Below are 15,380 nucleotides of genomic sequence, written 5' to 3' on the forward strand. Positions count from 1 at the left end.
GATTTCCTTCATGTACAGGATCATTGCGGCCTTGCTGGCCGCCACGTCTTGCACTGCCGTCGCGCAGGCGCAGGACATCGCCGCGCCCACCTCGGTGCAAGCGACAACCGGAACGTTCACGCTGAACGATGCTGTCCTGGCCGCCGGAGACAGCGCGCCTGCCATTGAGGCGGCGCAGGCTGGCATCACCGCCGCTGAGGCAGGCCGCAAGGTTGCCGGTCTCAGGCCGAACCCTGTTGTTCAGGGGCAGGTGGAGAACGTGGTGGGCACTGGCCCCTATCGCGGTCTTCGCAGCAACGAGACGACGGTCGGCTTCATGCAGACGCTGGAACTGGGCGGCAAGCGGCAGGCGCGCGTAGCCGTTGCCTCTGCTCAGCTTTCCCGCGCCGAACTGGAAGCGGCGATCATCGCGGCTGACGTGCGGCTGCAGGTCTCGCAGCTCTATGTCGGTGCCGTCGCTGCCGAACGGCGGCTGATGACGGCCAGGGACCAGTCGCGGATTGCCGGCGATGCGCTGCGAGCAGCCGGTATCCGGGTGCAGGCAGGCCGCGCATCGCCGCTCGAACAGCAGCGCGCCGATGTTGCGAGAGTGAACGCCGAGGTGAATGTGGAACGGCAGGAACGCCTTGCCCGCGCTGCCCGCATCAACCTTGAACGCCGTATTGGTCGCGGCATCGATGGCGCCCTGGATGTGGGCCTGCTCGATCAGCTGCCCTCTGCGGCCTACGGGCCCAGTGTTCCCATCACTCCGCAAGGCACTCTGGCTCTGGCTGCTGCCGATGCTGACCTAGCCGTGGCCGATGCAAACGTGAGACTGGCCAACGCGAACCGCGTGCCGGATCTCGATGTCGGCCCTTCGGTGCGGCGCCTCGAGGCGACCAACGACATCGCAGCGGTCTTCACTGTCTCGATCCCGTTGCAGGTCTTCAACAACGGTCGCGCCGCCCTGGCGCAAGCCAGTGCCCAACGCACCCAGGCCGAGGCCCTGCGCAGGGTCAGTGCGCTCGACATCGAACAGGCGATCACCAATGCGCAGGCGGAAGCGGATAATGCCGCAACGGCTGCGCGTGCCGCGTCCGGCCCTGCGCTGGCCGCCGCGCAGGAAGCTGCCCGGATCGCCCGCATCGGTTATCGCGAGGGCAAGTTCGGCCAGCTCGACCTGCTCGAGGCCGAACGCACGCTCGCCGACACGCGGGTCGCCGCGATCGATGCGCTTGCCGCCTACCAGAATGCCCGCGCGCAGATGGAGCGCCTGACCGCGCCCGCCGTCGCGCCTGAAGGGGGGAACTGATTACCATGAAGATGAACACGATAGCCTACGCTGCATTGCCGCTCACTCTGGCGCTCGCACTCGCCGCTTGTGGTGGCGAAGGCAGCGAAGATGCCGCGCCCAAGCAGGAACAGGCCGAAGGTGCGGGCGAAGCTGCTCATGCAGATGAAGGCAAGATCACGCTGACGCAGGAGCAGATCACGTCCGCCAGTATCCAGATCGGCCGGCCCGTGGTCGGTGGATCGGGAACGCTCGAGCTGCCAGCGACGATCGACGGCGATCCGCAAGGCACACAGGTCGTCTCCGCCGCCATCGGTGGGCGCGTGGTCGCGCTTAACCGCAACCTTGGCCAGTCGGTCGGTCGCGGGGATACGCTCGCCGTAATCGAGAGCCGCGAAGCGGCAATGCTCAAAGGTGAGGTCGAGGCCAGTCGCGCCCGACTGGCTCTCGCCAACTCAAACCTCGCGCGCGAGCAGCGCCTGTTCGCACAGCGGGTTTCGCCCAAGCAGGACCTGATCGCCGCACGCACCGCCGCCACAGAGGCACGGATAGCTTTCCAGCAGGCTCAGGGTCAGGTATCGGCGGCAGGCGCCGGCGGTGGTGGCCTCAACCGCCTTGGCATCACCGCGCCGATCTCCGGTCAGGTGATCGCCCGCAGCGTAGTGCTTGGCCAGACGGTGGACGCCAACGCTGAACTGTACCGCGTCGCCAATCTGTCGAGCGTCTCGCTGTCGCTCAGTCTGCAACCGGCAGATGCCGGGCGGGTGCGGCCCGGCAACACCGTGACGGTCACCGCGGCCGGGCGTTCAGCAGAAGCCAAGGTGACGTTCGTGTCGCCCGCGCTCGATACCGCGACCCGGCTCGTTCCGGTCATCGCCACCCTCGACAACCGCGCCGGTCAGTGGCGGGTGGGCGAGGCCGTGACGGCCTCGGTCCAGCTTTCGGGCGAAGGCGGCGGCGCCGTTGGTGTCGTGCGCGTGCCAAGCACGGCGGTTCAGACCGTCGAGGGCAAGAGCGTCGTCTTCGTTCGCACGAAGACCGGCTTCCAGGCCGTGCCTGTTACCCTCGGCGATAATGCCCGTGATGGGGCCGGCGGCAGCGTCGTCGTGCGCTCAGGCCTCAAGGGCACCGAGCAGATCGCCACCACCAACAGCTTCACCCTCAAGGCCGAACTCGGCAAAGGCGAAGCGGCGCACGAGGACTGAGCCATGATCGCCCCTATCGTCAACTGGGCGGTCCACAAACGCTGGCTCGTCCTGCTGCTGACCGCCATCGCCGCCGTCATCGGCGCCGCCGCCCTGTCCCGCCTGCCGATCGATGCAGTGCCTGACATCACCAATAACCAGGTCCAGATCAACGTTCGGGCGCCAGCGCTTTCGCCGGAGCTGGTCGAGAAGCAGGTCTCCTTCCCGATCGAGACGGCGCTCGCAGGGATTCCCGGCCTCGATTACACCCGCTCGCTCAGCCGCAACGGGTTCTCGCAGATCACCGCGGTTTTCGATGAGAGCACGGACATCTACTTCGCCCGCCAGCAGGTGGGTGAGCGTCTGACCGGCGTGAAGGAGAACCTTCCCGATGGCGTGAACCCCGAGATGGGGCCGATCGCCACGGGTCTGGGCGAGGTCTACATGTGGACCGTCCGCCTCGAACATCGCAAGGACGACAAGCACGTTCCCGGCGAGCCCGGAATGCAGCCCGACGGCAGCTACATCACGCCCGAAGGCGATCGCCTGACCAACGACATTGACAAGGCGACGTACTTACGCACCGCGCAGGACTGGATCGTCTCGCCGCTGCTCAAGAACACCAAGGGCCTGGCAGGCGTCGATTCCATCGGCGGCTATGCCAAGCAGTTCCTGGTCGGGCCCGACATCCAGCGCCTCGCGGCGATTAACGTCACGCTGACCGATCTCGCGACCGCTCTGGAGAAGAACAACACCAGTGTCGGCGGTGGCTTCGTCAACCGTAATGGTGAAGGTCTTGCGGTCCGCTCTGATGCGCTGGTCAGGAACGCCAGCGAACTGGGCAAGGTCGTCGTCGCCACGCGCGAGGGTGTGCCGATCATGCTGAACCAGGTCGCTTCGGTGAAGACCGGCCAGGCAATCCGCATGGGCTCGGCGTCGGAAAACGGCACCGAAGTGGTCGTCGGCACCGCGATCATGCGCATCGGCGAGAACAGCCGGGTCGTGTCGACGGCGGTTGCGGATCGCCTGAAGGAGATCAACGCCTCGCTTCCGCCGGACGTGATCGTGCAGCCGGTGCTGAACCGTACCGAACTCGTCAATTCGACGATCAGGACGATTGCCAAGAACCTCAGCGAGGGCGCGCTGTTGGTCATCGTCGTGCTGTTTGCGCTGCTCGGCAATTTCCGGGCCGCGCTGATTGCCGCGATGGTCATTCCGGTAACCATGCTGCTGACCAGCTTCGGCATGCTGCGCACCGGGGTGTCTGCCAATCTCATGAGCCTTGGTGCCCTCGACTTCGGCCTGATCGTCGATGGCGCCGTCATCATCGTCGAGAATGCGCTCCGGCGTATCGCCGAGGAGCAGCATCTCAAGGGCCGTCTCCTGAGGGTATCGGAACGTCTCTCCACCGTCGCTACCGCAGCGCGTGAGATGATCCGTCCCTCGGTCTACGGGCAGGCGATCATCATCCTCGTCTATGTGCCGCTGCTCACGTTGACCGGTGTGGAGGGCAAGACCTTCGTGCCGATGGCGCTCACCGTCATCATGGCGCTGGCCTTTGCCTTCGTGCTCTCGCTCACGGCGGTGCCGGCGGCGATTGCGATCTGGCTGTCCAACCGGGTCGAGGAGAAGGAAGGCCGCATCATGTCCTGGCTCAAGGCTCGCTATGAGCCGGGTCTGGACAAGGCCATGAAGCGTCCGGTGCTCACCGTGGGCTCGGGTGTCGTCGGGTTCGTCGTCGCCATCGCTGCCTTTATGACACTGGGCCAGGTGTTCCTGCCGCAGCTGGACGAAGGCGATCTGCTGATCCAGGCCCTGCGCATTCCGGCAACTTCGGTCCAGCAGAGCCAGGCCATGCAGGTCCCGATCGAGAAGATGGTCTCGAAGCAGCCCGAAGTGCAGTTCGTCTTTTCCAAGACCGGTACAGCCGAACTAGCCTCGGACCCGATGCCGCCCAATGCCACCGACATGTTCGTGATCCTGAAGCCCCATGACCAGTGGCCGGATCAAAGCGTGACCAAGGACGACCTCATCGCGCGCATGGAAAAGGAACTGAACAGGTTCCCTGGCAATGCCTACGAGATCACGCAGCCGATCCAGATGCGCTTCAACGAGCTCATCGCCGGCGTGCGCGGTGACGTGGCGGTGAAGGTGTTCGGCGAGGACTTCAACGCGATGAACGCCACCGCCGAGAAGATCGCAGGCGTGCTTCGCCGCATGCCGGGCGCTGCCGACGTGAAGGTGGAGCAGACCACGGGTCTTCCCATGCTCGACATTCGCGTCAACCGCGATGCCATGTCACGGCTCGGGGTCACCGCGCAGGACGTGCAGGACATCGTCGCCGCGACGCTCGGTGGACGCGAGGCCGGCATGATCTTCGAAGGCGACCGCCGCTTCCCGGTGGTGATCCGTCTGTCAGAAGCCCAGCGTTCGGACATCGGGCTGCTCCAGCAGGTGCAGGTTCCGGTTTCCTCCAGCGGGGCCAGTCTGCAGTTCGTGCCGCTCTCCAGCGTCGCGGATATCAGCGTCATCGATGGGCCCAACCAGATCAGCCGGGAGAACGGCAAGCGCCGTGTCGTCGTTCAGGCAAACGTGCGTGGCCGGGACGTCGGCAGCGTCGTCGCCGATGCGCAGGCTGCCATTGCCAGCCAGTTGCGCCTGCCATCCGGCAGCTATCTGGAATGGGGTGGCCAGTTCGAGAACCTCGCTTCTGCACGCGAGCGTCTCCAGCTCGTGATCCCCGCGTGCTTCGCGTTGATCCTTCTGCTGCTCTACGGCGCGCTGGGATCGGTACGCGATGCGGCGATCGTGTTCACCGGCGTGCCCCTGGCTCTGGTGGGCGGTGTGCTGCTGCTGTTCGCGCGGGGGATGGACTTCTCCATTGCGGCGGCGGTCGGCTTCATCGCGCTTTCGGGCATCGCGGTGCTCAACGGGCTGGTCATGGTCTCCTCGATCCAGGATCTGATGCGCAAGGGTATGGACCGGGCGGAGGCCGCTCGAACCGGGGCCATCCAGCGTCTGCGTCCGGTGGTGATGACCGCGCTCGTTGCCAGCCTTGGCTTCGTGCCCATGGCGTTGGGAACGGGTGCAGGCGCCGAAGTGCAGAAGCCCTTGGCGACGGTAGTCATTGGCGGGCTGATCTCGGCCACCCTGCTGACACTGTTCGTGCTGCCTACGCTCTATGCGCGGTACGGCCGCAAGGATGTTCCGCTCGACGGGTACCTCGACGAGCCGCAGCACCAGCCCGAAGGACCTGACGCCGCCCCGCAGGCTCACTGATGACTGTGGAGGAAATCGCCCGACGGGCGGTTTCCTCCTAAAGCCATCGCGGAAATGGAACTTGAAGGATGTTCGCGGAAAACATCCTCACTGCTCACTGCTCGCCGCTGCGAGCATGGACGCTATTGTCCGATTTTGGGGGCTATCGTCTCTGGCACCCGGAGTATGCCTTTGGCGCGCCGAAGACGACCCATTGTTGCCGTCCAGCCGCCCATTTCGCTTTCCTGTTTTCGGCCGGTCCGGTTTTCTCTCCGCAAAGGCCAGACGGCCAGATGGTTCGACACTCGAGGTGACAAGCCATCCGGCCTTCGAGCGTGGTGATCAGATCTGCACTTGGCCGCCGTCGACGAAGAGTTCGACGCCGTTGACGAAGCTCGCGTCGTCGGAGGCGAGGAACATCACGGCCCTGGCGATTTCCTCGGGCTGACCGATCCGGCCCGCGGGGATCAGGCTGGCGAGATAGTCCTTGGTGCCCGCCGCCTGCTCGCTGCCGCCAAAGAGATGGTCGAGCCCGGCGGTCTCGGTCACGCCGGGGCTGACGGCGTTGACACGGATGCGGCGATCCTTGAGGTCGAGTATCCAGTTGCGCGCGAAGTTGCGCACCGCCGCCTTGGTCGCCGAGTACACGCTGAAGGCAGGTGTGCCCGAAATGCTCGTGGTCGAACTCGTGAGGATCACCGAGGCTCCGTCCTTGAGCAGCGGCAGTGCCTTCTGGACGGTGAACAGCACGCCCTTCACGTTGGTGTCGAAGGTGCTCTGGTAGTGCTCCTCGGTGATCGCGCCGAGCGGCATCATTTCGCCGCCGCCGGCGTTGGCGAAGACCACGTCGATCTGCGCATGCTGCTGCTGGACCGCGTCATAGAGCCGGTCGATGTCAACGAGCTTGGCCATGTCGCCCTGGACGCCGGTGACGCGCCCGCCGATCGCCTTCACCGCAGCATCGAGCGTGTCCTGCCGCCGCCCGGTGATGAACACCGATGCGCCCTCATCGGCGAAAGCTTTGGCCGTCGCCAGACCGATCCCGCTGGTGCCACCGGTCACCACCACCACCTTGTGATTGAACTTCTTCGTCATCGTCTTTCTCCTTCGAGTTCCGGCGAACCGCCGTTGCCTGAACGAGATGCCTTCAGAACGATGATGCGTATAGACAGCAGATATGGCACTTAGCGTTCCACTGGAGGAACGATGATGCGGATCGACCTGAATGACTATGCCTATTTTGCCGAAGTGGTGGCGCACGGCGGCTTTGCTGCGGCGGGGCGCGCGCTCCGAGAACCCAAGTCCAAGCTGAGCCGCCGCATCGCCGGGCTGGAGGAGCGCCTCGGCCTGCGTCTTATCGAGCGCTCGAGCCGGCGCTTCCGCGTGACGGACACCGGTCTTGCATTCTACGAGCGGTGCCGAGCCATATTGGCCGAGGCCGAGCAGGCCGAAGCTCTGGTCCTGCAGGCGCAGGCGGAGCCTCACGGGCGGATCCGCTTCAGTTGTCCTACCGGCATGATCGAGCCGATCTCGAGTCTGATATCCACGTTCCTTGCCCGCTATCCCAAGGTGCGCCTGCAACTCGTCGCGACAGACCGCGCGGTGGACCTGATCGAAGAGCGGATCGATCTTGCCTTGCGCGTGCGCGCCGCGCTGACCAGCGATGCCGCGCTCACCATGCGCTCGCTAGGCAGATCGACGCGTATCCTCGTCGCCTGCCCCGAACTGGCAGGCCAGATCAAGCAGGTGGAGCAGATCGCAAACCTGCCGACGCTCGCCACCGATGACGCCGCCGACGATCTCGAATGGCACCTGGAAACCGAGGATGGCCGCAAACATGCCGTCCGTACCGCGCCGCGCATCGGCTGCACCGACATGGCAGCAGTACGCAACGCCGCCATCGACGGCCTCGGCATCGCGATACTGCCCGACCACGTTTGCCGCGAGGCGCTGCTCGCCGGCAAGCTGGCCCACGTGCTGCCCCACTGGCGCGGGCTCCAGGGCATCGTACATCTCGTTTTCACCACCCGCCGGGGCCTGTCGCCAGCCGTGCGGGCGTTGATCGATCATCTCGCGGCAGGGTTTCCCCGCGAGGTCGTAGCGACCACGCCCTGAGTTCAAGTTCGGGCAGACCGCGAGATCATGGCCGACCCTAATCGGCCGCTCAGCGATCAAATTTCTGTCCCTAGGTGCTGACGGTCTGCTATTGCGGCGGCTCCGACCAGAGCCAGTCGTTCCCATGTTGAATGGTAAACATCCGGTTCCGCTGAAAGCGGCCGATCGTCAGAGCGTGGCATCGATTTCCGGCGCGAGCAGGTCCTTCCATTCGTGGAGCACCGGCCGGCACGCCAGGTTGAAGATCAGCCAGCACCCGTAGACGACATCGACCGAATGCAGCGATCCCCAGCTGAGTTTGCCATGGGCCAGGTCGTTCCGGAGCGCGGGACCGGGCCGGAAGTTGAACAGGATGTCGATCTCGAACACAAAATCCTTCCCCCACATCTCCTCGAGATCCGATCGGTTCGCGGTGAGAAGAGCGCTGAGGGTCCGATCGCCCTGCAGGAGATCGGGTGACAGCTTCGACGGCTCGGCGTTCGACAGGACGAGCAGATGGCGCAGCGAGTTCTCCAGTTGCGGGAACAGAATGTGGGCTGCGGAGACGAAGTCGCCTTGAAACATACGGGCGAAGCCGAGGGCGAACAGGGAGCCATGCCCCCGAGGCACGAAAGGCGACCTCGCGATGATCGGCCCGAAATGACGCTCTTCAATCGTGAAGCGAGTGCAAAGCCTGCGGCGGCCAGGCTCGAGATAGCCCATCACGATCTGGTGACGGATGAAGGACATGTGACGGACGCATGCCGCCTTCAGCCAGTCCCCGTTGGGCCCACCCTCGACGGCCGGTGCGGAGATGCGTGCGGTTTCCTTGCCCTCGTCGTCCCGATAGCTGGACGAGAACATGCTTTCCACGATGGACCCATCCGCGTCCTGTCGGGCCGCATCCATTAGCTCGTCGGCCTTTCGCGGCTCAACCAGCAACATGAATTCAATGAAGGCCTGCGGGAGTGCCAGTTCCCCAAAGACCCGGATGGCCTCGGCCCGATCCTCTGACAGATCCATCGGCACCTCGAATGTGGCCATCTCGTCCTGCGCCGCGAGCTGCAGCTGGCGCATCTCCTCCATGAGCTCCTTTACTCGGGCCGCTGTCCCGGGAATTTGCCGAAGCTCCCCGATGGTGTCCTTGGTCCAGTCCGCGCGGGCAAGGGCTCCGCTGCACTGATCACGCATCTTGAGGGTTTGCTCCGCCGCCGCGATAGCGCAGCGCTTCTCTCCCTCCTTGTCGCCGAGCCGTGCGAGCTGCTGCGCCGCGAAGCTCCAGACCTGCTTCACGGCTTCGGGATACATTCCTCCCGGCGCTGCGGCGGCTAGCGTTTCCGCTTCCTGCGCGGCATCCTCGCGCGTCAACAACCCAAACGTCACGCCTGCATGCGCGAGGTCAACGAACTGAACATACCTCGCCTCTGCGATCACCCGATCATGGGCCCGGGCGAAGGCTTCCCTGATGCAGTCCGGCACCTCGCCACGGCTGTAAAGGAGGCCGGCAAGCTGGAACGCTCGCTTGATGGGGGCCACGACATTGTGGAGGTCGAACTCCACACCCGGAATGGACGAAGGGAAGGAACCGTCGAGCCGGCCCATGGCGAGTTCGCAATAGGCGTCGATCGCCGCCCGTCCGGCAGCGTGATGTCGACGGGAGTTCAGGAACGCCACGTCGCCGACGCGCGCTCGGACCGATGGATGCGGCAGCAGCGGCACCTGTTCGGCCAGGACGTCGGTCTGCGCGCCCCGGACATCCGACGGTATCATCGAGCGTCGCGTGCCCATCACGAGCATGGGGCCGAACACCTCGGCCGGATCCTCGACCCGCATATGGAGAGACATCAGCCCCGCGATCAGACCGAAGACCCTCCCGCGCGCTTCGCTGCCCACATCATGGGCGGCCCGTCCCTCGATCCGCAACACATCCTGCAGCAGATGGTCGTCCGCGTCTGCATGCTCACCGAGAAACGCATCAAGGCCGCTTCCCGCGAAATCCGCCGGCGAGGCGAATGTGAAGAGAGACTCTTCGGCGGATTCGGTGGTTGTAGACGACATGTGGTAGATGTCTCTTCCGTTTGGATCCAAGTCCATCCGAGATTAGCAACGCCCGTCAGCCGGACATCAAGCGCAGATCAGCGAGTTCCGGCTACGAGACTATTAAAGCTTCCCGGCGAGATCCTTCCAAGCGACCTTCGTAATACTCGAGTCCTTTAGCCAAGATGGTGCGTTCGATGGCGGAGCATCGCCTTTATACATCGCGATAACGCGCTTGCCGAGATCTAAGCTAGTTTTAACCTCCCATTCGACCCAGTTGCTACTCGCGGTATTCTCCGAGACGTAGACCACTGTCGTCGAGGATTGGTTGATACGCTCCTTCAGCCGCGAACGGATGTATTCCGCGCGTTCGCTGTCGTAAGGCTCACGCACCGAACGATCATTGAATTCAATGTCGCTGTTCTCGTTCTTGGCATGTGCGCGGACGAGGTTGACTTCGGCTATGTCCTTCATCGAAAAACTGATAAATACGTTCTTGCGCCCGCCCTGCAGCGCCTCCTTCGCTTTCTGCTCCAGTCCTTTCACATCTCCCAGCCGGCTGTAGCCGCCCCCGCCGCTGCCGCCCATCAGTCTTCTCCCTCGAAAACAAACTCGCGACAGGCAATGCACACGCCGCAAGGATCGACCTCTCCCAGATGACACGAATAGGAGCCGGCGAGTCCCTTCTCATCGGCCAGCCGCACCACGTCGCGCTTGTGGAACGCCGCGAGGGGCGCGAGTACACGGACGGGTCTCGCCACCGCCATGGCGAGTGTCGCCTCGGCCGATCTGAGGAAGCTCCCGGTCTGATCGGGAAAGAGGCTGGTGTCCTCATGCAGGAGGCCGATGGAGACGGCGTCCGCGCCGACCTGCGCGGCATAGGCCGCAGCGGTAAGCAAAAATAGAAGGTTCCGACCGGGCGTATAGGCGTCCTCGTACACCCGTTGGCCCGTATCGGTGAGACCGGATCGGATCAGGTGGCCGAATCCGCCAAGACCCGCCGTGACTGGTAGAGGAAGACCCAGCCTCGCCATGCCTTTCAGACAGGCTGCATACTCCTGTTCGCGGGCGCGCTGACCGTAGTCGATGAAGAGTGGATACTGCGTCAGCCCCTCTTCCTTGGCTAGGCATGCCACGAGGAGGGAGTCGAGACCACCAGAAACGAGGGTGACGACGCTCATTCTGCCTTCTCCTTGATCACTCTGGGGTTCGCGACACGCATTACTATCCAAACAGCCCAGTCTAGAAACCCGACCGGCAGGCCGAAGCCTGCGGCGTGATCCCTCAGTACGATCTCATCCCGCCGGTAGTCCGTCATCCTGCGCAGTGCGCGGCCGCCGCCTTGGCGCCCTTGCCGGCCAGCTTCACGAAGCGGGCTTTCACGATTACCCGGCGTGCCCCCGCACTGCCACGGCGCGATGCATCGCCGAGCATCCTTCCGGCAGCGACGCCGCGCCCGGTCCGAGCACCGGTGAAGCGCGGCTTGCCAGCTCCTCGCGACAGGCGCGAGCCACCCGCCTGGTTGACCGCCCGACCCAGGTCGTGGCGCATGGGCCGCTCCTTGCCGATGTGACCCAGCCACACGTCGAACTCGTCGTCCATCGCCGCCACCTCCTTGCCAAAACCAGCAATCAGGGGTCGCGCCCGCAAGTCTGCAAGGGCCTCCACCACTGTCTCGTGCCAAGCGCCTGTAACGGTACGATTTCTCGCCGATCTATCTCGCAACTGGAGGCGTGCTCACGGCTTCGGCCTTGCCTGTCTCTAAAGAAAACGACGTGCAGACAACCACTTAGTCAAGCTAGCGAGACAGGACCTTTAACTTGCCATAGCTCCTTCTCCTCCCAAATTCCCCCTGATCCGCTGCCACCATCACCATCGCCCTTCATGATGTTCGCTATATGTTCTATGAGTGCCCCATCACGTGAGTCGCGAAGAAGGACGGGCATATGGGTGTGCGGATCGAAGCCAGGGCGGGACATCGCCTGCAACTGAAAGGCGATGTCGAGACGATTCTCGATTTCCCGGTGCGGGGGATTGCCGAGGGATTCTCTCTGGCCTTTTCGGACGGAACGCTGGTCCAGGGCAGCTGTATTCCGGGCGGGAATGCCTGCCGTTTCGGCATCGCCAGCAAGGGCGCCGCGATGGCCCGGATCACGCGTCACGGCCTTGGTGACGCGCTCGATCTGGATTGGAATTTCGACTGGATCACGCTGGCGTGCGGTGCGCAGACGCTGCAGCCGGAAGTCAGCGCACAGGACGACGACGTGCTGCAACTGACGCTCGACATCGAGGTGCGCGAGGACGCCTGAGAGTTGGGCTTGGAGGGGTGTCGCTGGGCCAGTCGAGGGGCGGCAAAGGTCCATGCGCCCCCTGTTGAACGGGCGTCAGCCTGCTTCGCGGACTTCCGAGGCCAGCAGTGTCAGCCGCTCCTGGCAGACTTCCTGCACGAACTGGCCGAGCTTTTCGACGCGCTCGGCGAGCCAATTCAGGTCCTCTTTCGAGATGCGGTAATGCTTGGAGTAGCGCGCCTTCACGTAGGCGTCCTTCAGCTTCTCGAACAGCGCCCGCTCGCGCCGGGTATTGCGCGGCCATGCATCGACCAGCCGCATGTCGAGGCCCTCGGCCTGCGTGCGCAGAAAGGCAAGATTGTGGTTATGCGGGGTGTAGAAGGTGCAGACCAAGAGGACGCAGTGATAGAGACGTTCTGCGGCTTGATGCAGATCGAATGCGGCATCTCGTAGATACCCCTTTTCAGCATAGAAGCACGACCCCTCGAACCGCTTCATGGCCGACGGAAACCACTCGTCGAAGTATTCCTGCGCCATGGTGAGCGCCTGCTCGGGCGTCTTCGGCTTGGGCTCCGGGAGCGGCCTGTCGTCGGCCTCGAAGAGCACGACGCCGTCGCGTGCGATGTCCATGAAGAAGTAGCGGCCATGGGCAAGGCCATCGCCGACTTGCTGCCACGTATGGACGACGAAGTTGGCGGGCGTGCGCAGCCGCCCGGCCAGTTTCTCCTCGATCAGGCGCTGGTCGGCGGCAGTCCAGTGGGCGGCGCGGTCGGTCAAGTCCTTCTGGTTGACGATCACCAGCAGGTCGAAGTCGGAGACGTAACCCTTGGCAGTATGCGGCTCGTCCACCCAGCCGCCACGCGCATGGCTGCCGTAGAGGATGACCTTGAGGATGCGGCCCCGGCGGCGGCGCGCGGTCGCGTTCTCGTGCGCGGCGGCGAACTCCTCGAACAGGATCTGGACCACGCGGTCCAGGTCTCGCTGCTTGCTCGCAGGCAGATGATCGAGGTCGGTTTTCATGGGGCCAGAATCGCCGCTATTGCCTGTGTTGCCAAGTATAAAGTGGCTGGCCGGTCCCATTCGGAACCGGCCATTGCCTCAGTCACGCTGCCTTGGACAAGGCGTCGCTGGCGTCGATGCCGGGGTCCGCTTCGGCTTCGTCGCCCTCGGCGTGGTGTTCCTCCACGGCGGTGTCGGCCTCCGTGATCGTCACGATCCGCGCAGCTCGATCGGCGCTACCGACCCCGCCGCGCGCCGTGTAGGCGCTTGCGAGGAAGGTCATCCAGCGCGGCACCCAACTCTCGCGCTTGAGCCGCCCGTTGGTCCCGGTCAGGCAGTCGCGGATGATGCCGCGCTGCACCTTGGTGGTGGCCTTGGCGTTCTCAGCTGCAACCGTCTCGCCCGCCACCTCGGCGAGCAGATGGCCCATGACCTCGCGGTCCCGGACGGCATCGAGCATGGCATCGTCCGCCTGCCAGACCTCGGCCATGCTCACGGCCATGTGCTGGCCCAGCAGTTCGATCAGGCAAGTGCCCACGTCCAGCGTCTCGCCCATGACGACGGCCAGAACCCGCATCACATCGGTATCGTCCAGTGCGATCAACCGGGTCAGCAGGCCACCGATGCCCTCCCCAACAGGGTAGCTGCCGGTTACGGTCGGCGCCTCGGCATCCAGCCTGAGCAGGGCCAGCACTTCACGGCGCCGCGCATCGAACAGCGCTTCCGCCAGACATCCCTCGACGCTCTCGGCCACCGCATCGTTGGGGGCCTTCTGCGGTTCGACCCGTACGCTCCACAGGCCTGAACCCATGATGGCATGGGCGACCATCACCCGAAGAGACAGGCCGGTATCCTCCACCAGCTTCGCGCGCACGGCGGCATGTCGATGCAGGTCGATGTAAGCGTTCACGGTGCTCGATACCTCAGGCCGCACCACCTTCTCCAGCGCCTCGCCCCGCTCGAGCCGCCGGGCTTCCTTCAAGGTGACGTAGCCCTCGTGGAAAGTGACGTCGCCGCGATGACCGACGGCGACATAGACCCTGCCGCCCTTTGCCTTCGCGCAGGCGGAATGCTCCCACGCATGGAACGTCTCGCCCCTCGCCATGACGACGACCTCGCTCCATCCCGAGTCCCGCAGCGCCTCGGCCCGATTCTCCACTTCGGCCATCTGAAGCGGCCAAAACGCGTCCGAACAGGCGAAATAGGCCTCGTTTCCGAACAGATCGGCGATGATTTCAATTTTGTGATCGCCCGGATCGAACAGCGCAGCGCCGACCGGGATCGAGGCTCCCCCGAACAGCCATGCCTTGAGCCATGCCCCGGTGGGCGTCGCCGCCCGCTCGTCATCATGGAGCGCCAACCATTCCTTCTGCTTCGCCTTTGACGCCATGGTCAGATGCCGCAGCGACACCGCATCGATGCCGTCGACTCGGTACAGGTTGCGCAGCCGGGGCAACAGATTGCCGAGCGCCAAGGTGCGCTTCACCTGCAAGGCGGTCAGCCCGAAGGTCAGGGCAATGCCGTCCACGTCGCGCCCTTCGCGCACCAGCCGGGTGAAGGTTTCGCAGCGGGTCATTTCGTCGGGATCGAGCCGGGCGATGTTCTCGATCAGCGAGGCTTCCAATGCTGCCGCATCGTCGCCGGGCTCGATCACCGCGCAGGGCAGGTCCTCGATGCCGCCTCCCTCGTCCACCACGGCTAGCGCCGCATGATAGCGCCGCTTGCCTGCGAGGATTTCATAGGCTGGGCTCACAGCCTCCCCGGCCTGCGCCGCTCCCTCGGCCTCGCCCGAACCGATGATCTCGGTGCCGATGGCGCGCACGATCAGCGGCACCAGCACGCCCCGCGCTCGAACCGAAGGCAGGATGTTGGCGATGTCGCAGGTCTTCTTGGTGCCCCGCATGTTGAGGCTGGAGACCGACAGACGGGTGATGTCGATGTGCTTGAGTTCCATGATCCTTCACTCCTCTTCTATCGCGCGCATTGACCGGCCGGAGGGCGGGGTGGGCGACAGGAGCGGTCCGGCAGGCCCGCCGATCGAGGCGGGGCGCACCCGAAGGGCCGGAACGAAGTGGAGGACCTGGGCGCAGCCCAGGTTGCGCGCCGCCGCGGCGGGCCTAGAGGTGAGCGACGCCCACACCGCCAGCCGGCAGGCCAATCAGCAACGCCAGCGCGGCTAGCCGCGCTGTCCGCATCCGGAACGCGCAGCGTGCCGGCCTCTGCCAGTGATCGTGACGGCTATGCCGACGA

General features: G+C 64.6%; 12 protein-coding genes. 5 read left to right on the plus strand and 7 right to left on the minus strand.

Annotated elements, in window-relative coordinates; genetic code table 11:
* The first annotated feature begins 10 nt into the window (after positions 1 to 10).
* From AC07M9_RS13985 to AC07M9_RS13995, 3 genes are read left to right on the plus strand one after another with little or no spacing between them, the layout of a single operon-like run.
* On the plus strand, positions 11 to 1,291 hold the full coding sequence (locus AC07M9_RS13985; RefSeq protein ID WP_494884357.1) for a TolC family protein: 1,281 nt from the start codon (positions 11 to 13) through the stop codon (positions 1,289 to 1,291).
* A 5-nt stretch (positions 1,292 to 1,296) separates the two neighbouring features.
* The gene (locus AC07M9_RS13990) at positions 1,297 to 2,475 is read left to right on the plus strand and encodes an efflux RND transporter periplasmic adaptor subunit (protein ID WP_494884358.1); all 1,179 of its coding nucleotides are present in this window, start codon (positions 1,297 to 1,299) and stop codon (positions 2,473 to 2,475) included.
* 3 nt (positions 2,476 to 2,478) lie between these two features.
* Positions 2,479 to 5,733: an efflux RND transporter permease subunit gene (locus tag AC07M9_RS13995; RefSeq protein WP_494884359.1), complete on the plus strand. Its 3,255-nt coding sequence runs from the start codon at positions 2,479 to 2,481 to the stop codon at positions 5,731 to 5,733.
* A 321-nt stretch (positions 5,734 to 6,054) separates the two neighbouring features.
* Here the strand turns inward: AC07M9_RS13995 and AC07M9_RS14000 are convergent, their stop codons facing one another.
* Positions 6,055 to 6,807, minus strand: coding sequence for an SDR family NAD(P)-dependent oxidoreductase (locus AC07M9_RS14000; protein ID WP_494884360.1), 753 nt, complete (start codon positions 6,805 to 6,807; stop codon positions 6,055 to 6,057).
* Between the two features lie 114 nt (positions 6,808 to 6,921).
* Between AC07M9_RS14000 and AC07M9_RS14005 the strand changes: the two genes are divergently transcribed.
* Positions 6,922 to 7,827, plus strand: a complete 906-nt coding sequence (locus AC07M9_RS14005; RefSeq protein WP_494884361.1) for a LysR family transcriptional regulator — start codon at positions 6,922 to 6,924, stop codon at positions 7,825 to 7,827.
* 168 nt (positions 7,828 to 7,995) lie between these two features.
* On the opposite strand, the gene AC07M9_RS14010 is transcribed toward AC07M9_RS14005, so the two are convergent.
* From AC07M9_RS14010 to AC07M9_RS14025, 4 genes are all read right to left on the minus strand, one after another.
* Entirely contained in the window at positions 7,996 to 9,864 is a 1,869-nt protein-coding gene (locus AC07M9_RS14010) for a DUF7380 domain-containing protein (protein WP_494884362.1), read from the minus strand.
* A gap of 102 nt (positions 9,865 to 9,966) precedes the next feature.
* Complete coding sequence (locus tag AC07M9_RS14015) at positions 9,967 to 10,431, minus strand: TIR domain-containing protein (RefSeq protein ID WP_494884363.1); 465 nt, start codon at positions 10,429 to 10,431, stop codon at positions 9,967 to 9,969.
* The gene (locus AC07M9_RS14020; protein WP_494884364.1) at positions 10,431 to 11,024 is read right to left on the minus strand and encodes a 7-cyano-7-deazaguanine synthase; all 594 of its coding nucleotides are present in this window, start codon (positions 11,022 to 11,024) and stop codon (positions 10,431 to 10,433) included. Before AC07M9_RS14020 ends, AC07M9_RS14015 begins: the two co-directional genes overlap by 1 nt.
* Before the next feature lie 133 nt (positions 11,025 to 11,157).
* Positions 11,158 to 11,445 (minus strand): hypothetical protein, encoded by a 288-nt coding sequence (locus tag AC07M9_RS14025; RefSeq protein ID WP_494884365.1) that lies wholly within the window; start codon positions 11,443 to 11,445, stop codon positions 11,158 to 11,160.
* 344 nt (positions 11,446 to 11,789) lie between these two features.
* Here AC07M9_RS14025 and AC07M9_RS14030 point away from each other — a divergent pair, with 344 nt between their 5' ends.
* On the plus strand, positions 11,790 to 12,152 hold the full coding sequence (locus tag AC07M9_RS14030; RefSeq protein ID WP_494884366.1) for a hypothetical protein: 363 nt from the start codon (positions 11,790 to 11,792) through the stop codon (positions 12,150 to 12,152).
* 75 nt (positions 12,153 to 12,227) lie between these two features.
* Here AC07M9_RS14030 and AC07M9_RS14035 read toward each other — a convergent pair whose 3' ends face one another.
* Both AC07M9_RS14035 and AC07M9_RS14040 read right to left on the minus strand, forming a co-directional pair.
* The gene (locus AC07M9_RS14035) at positions 12,228 to 13,151 is read right to left on the minus strand and encodes a HEPN domain-containing protein (RefSeq protein ID WP_494884367.1); all 924 of its coding nucleotides are present in this window, start codon (positions 13,149 to 13,151) and stop codon (positions 12,228 to 12,230) included.
* 82 nt (positions 13,152 to 13,233) lie between these two features.
* Complete coding sequence (locus AC07M9_RS14040; RefSeq protein ID WP_494884368.1) at positions 13,234 to 15,084, minus strand: ParB/RepB/Spo0J family partition protein; 1,851 nt, start codon at positions 15,082 to 15,084, stop codon at positions 13,234 to 13,236.
* Between the last annotated feature and the right edge of the window lie 296 nt (positions 15,085 to 15,380).

This window comes from Novosphingobium sp. GW821-FHT09E05, assembly GCF_059416165.1.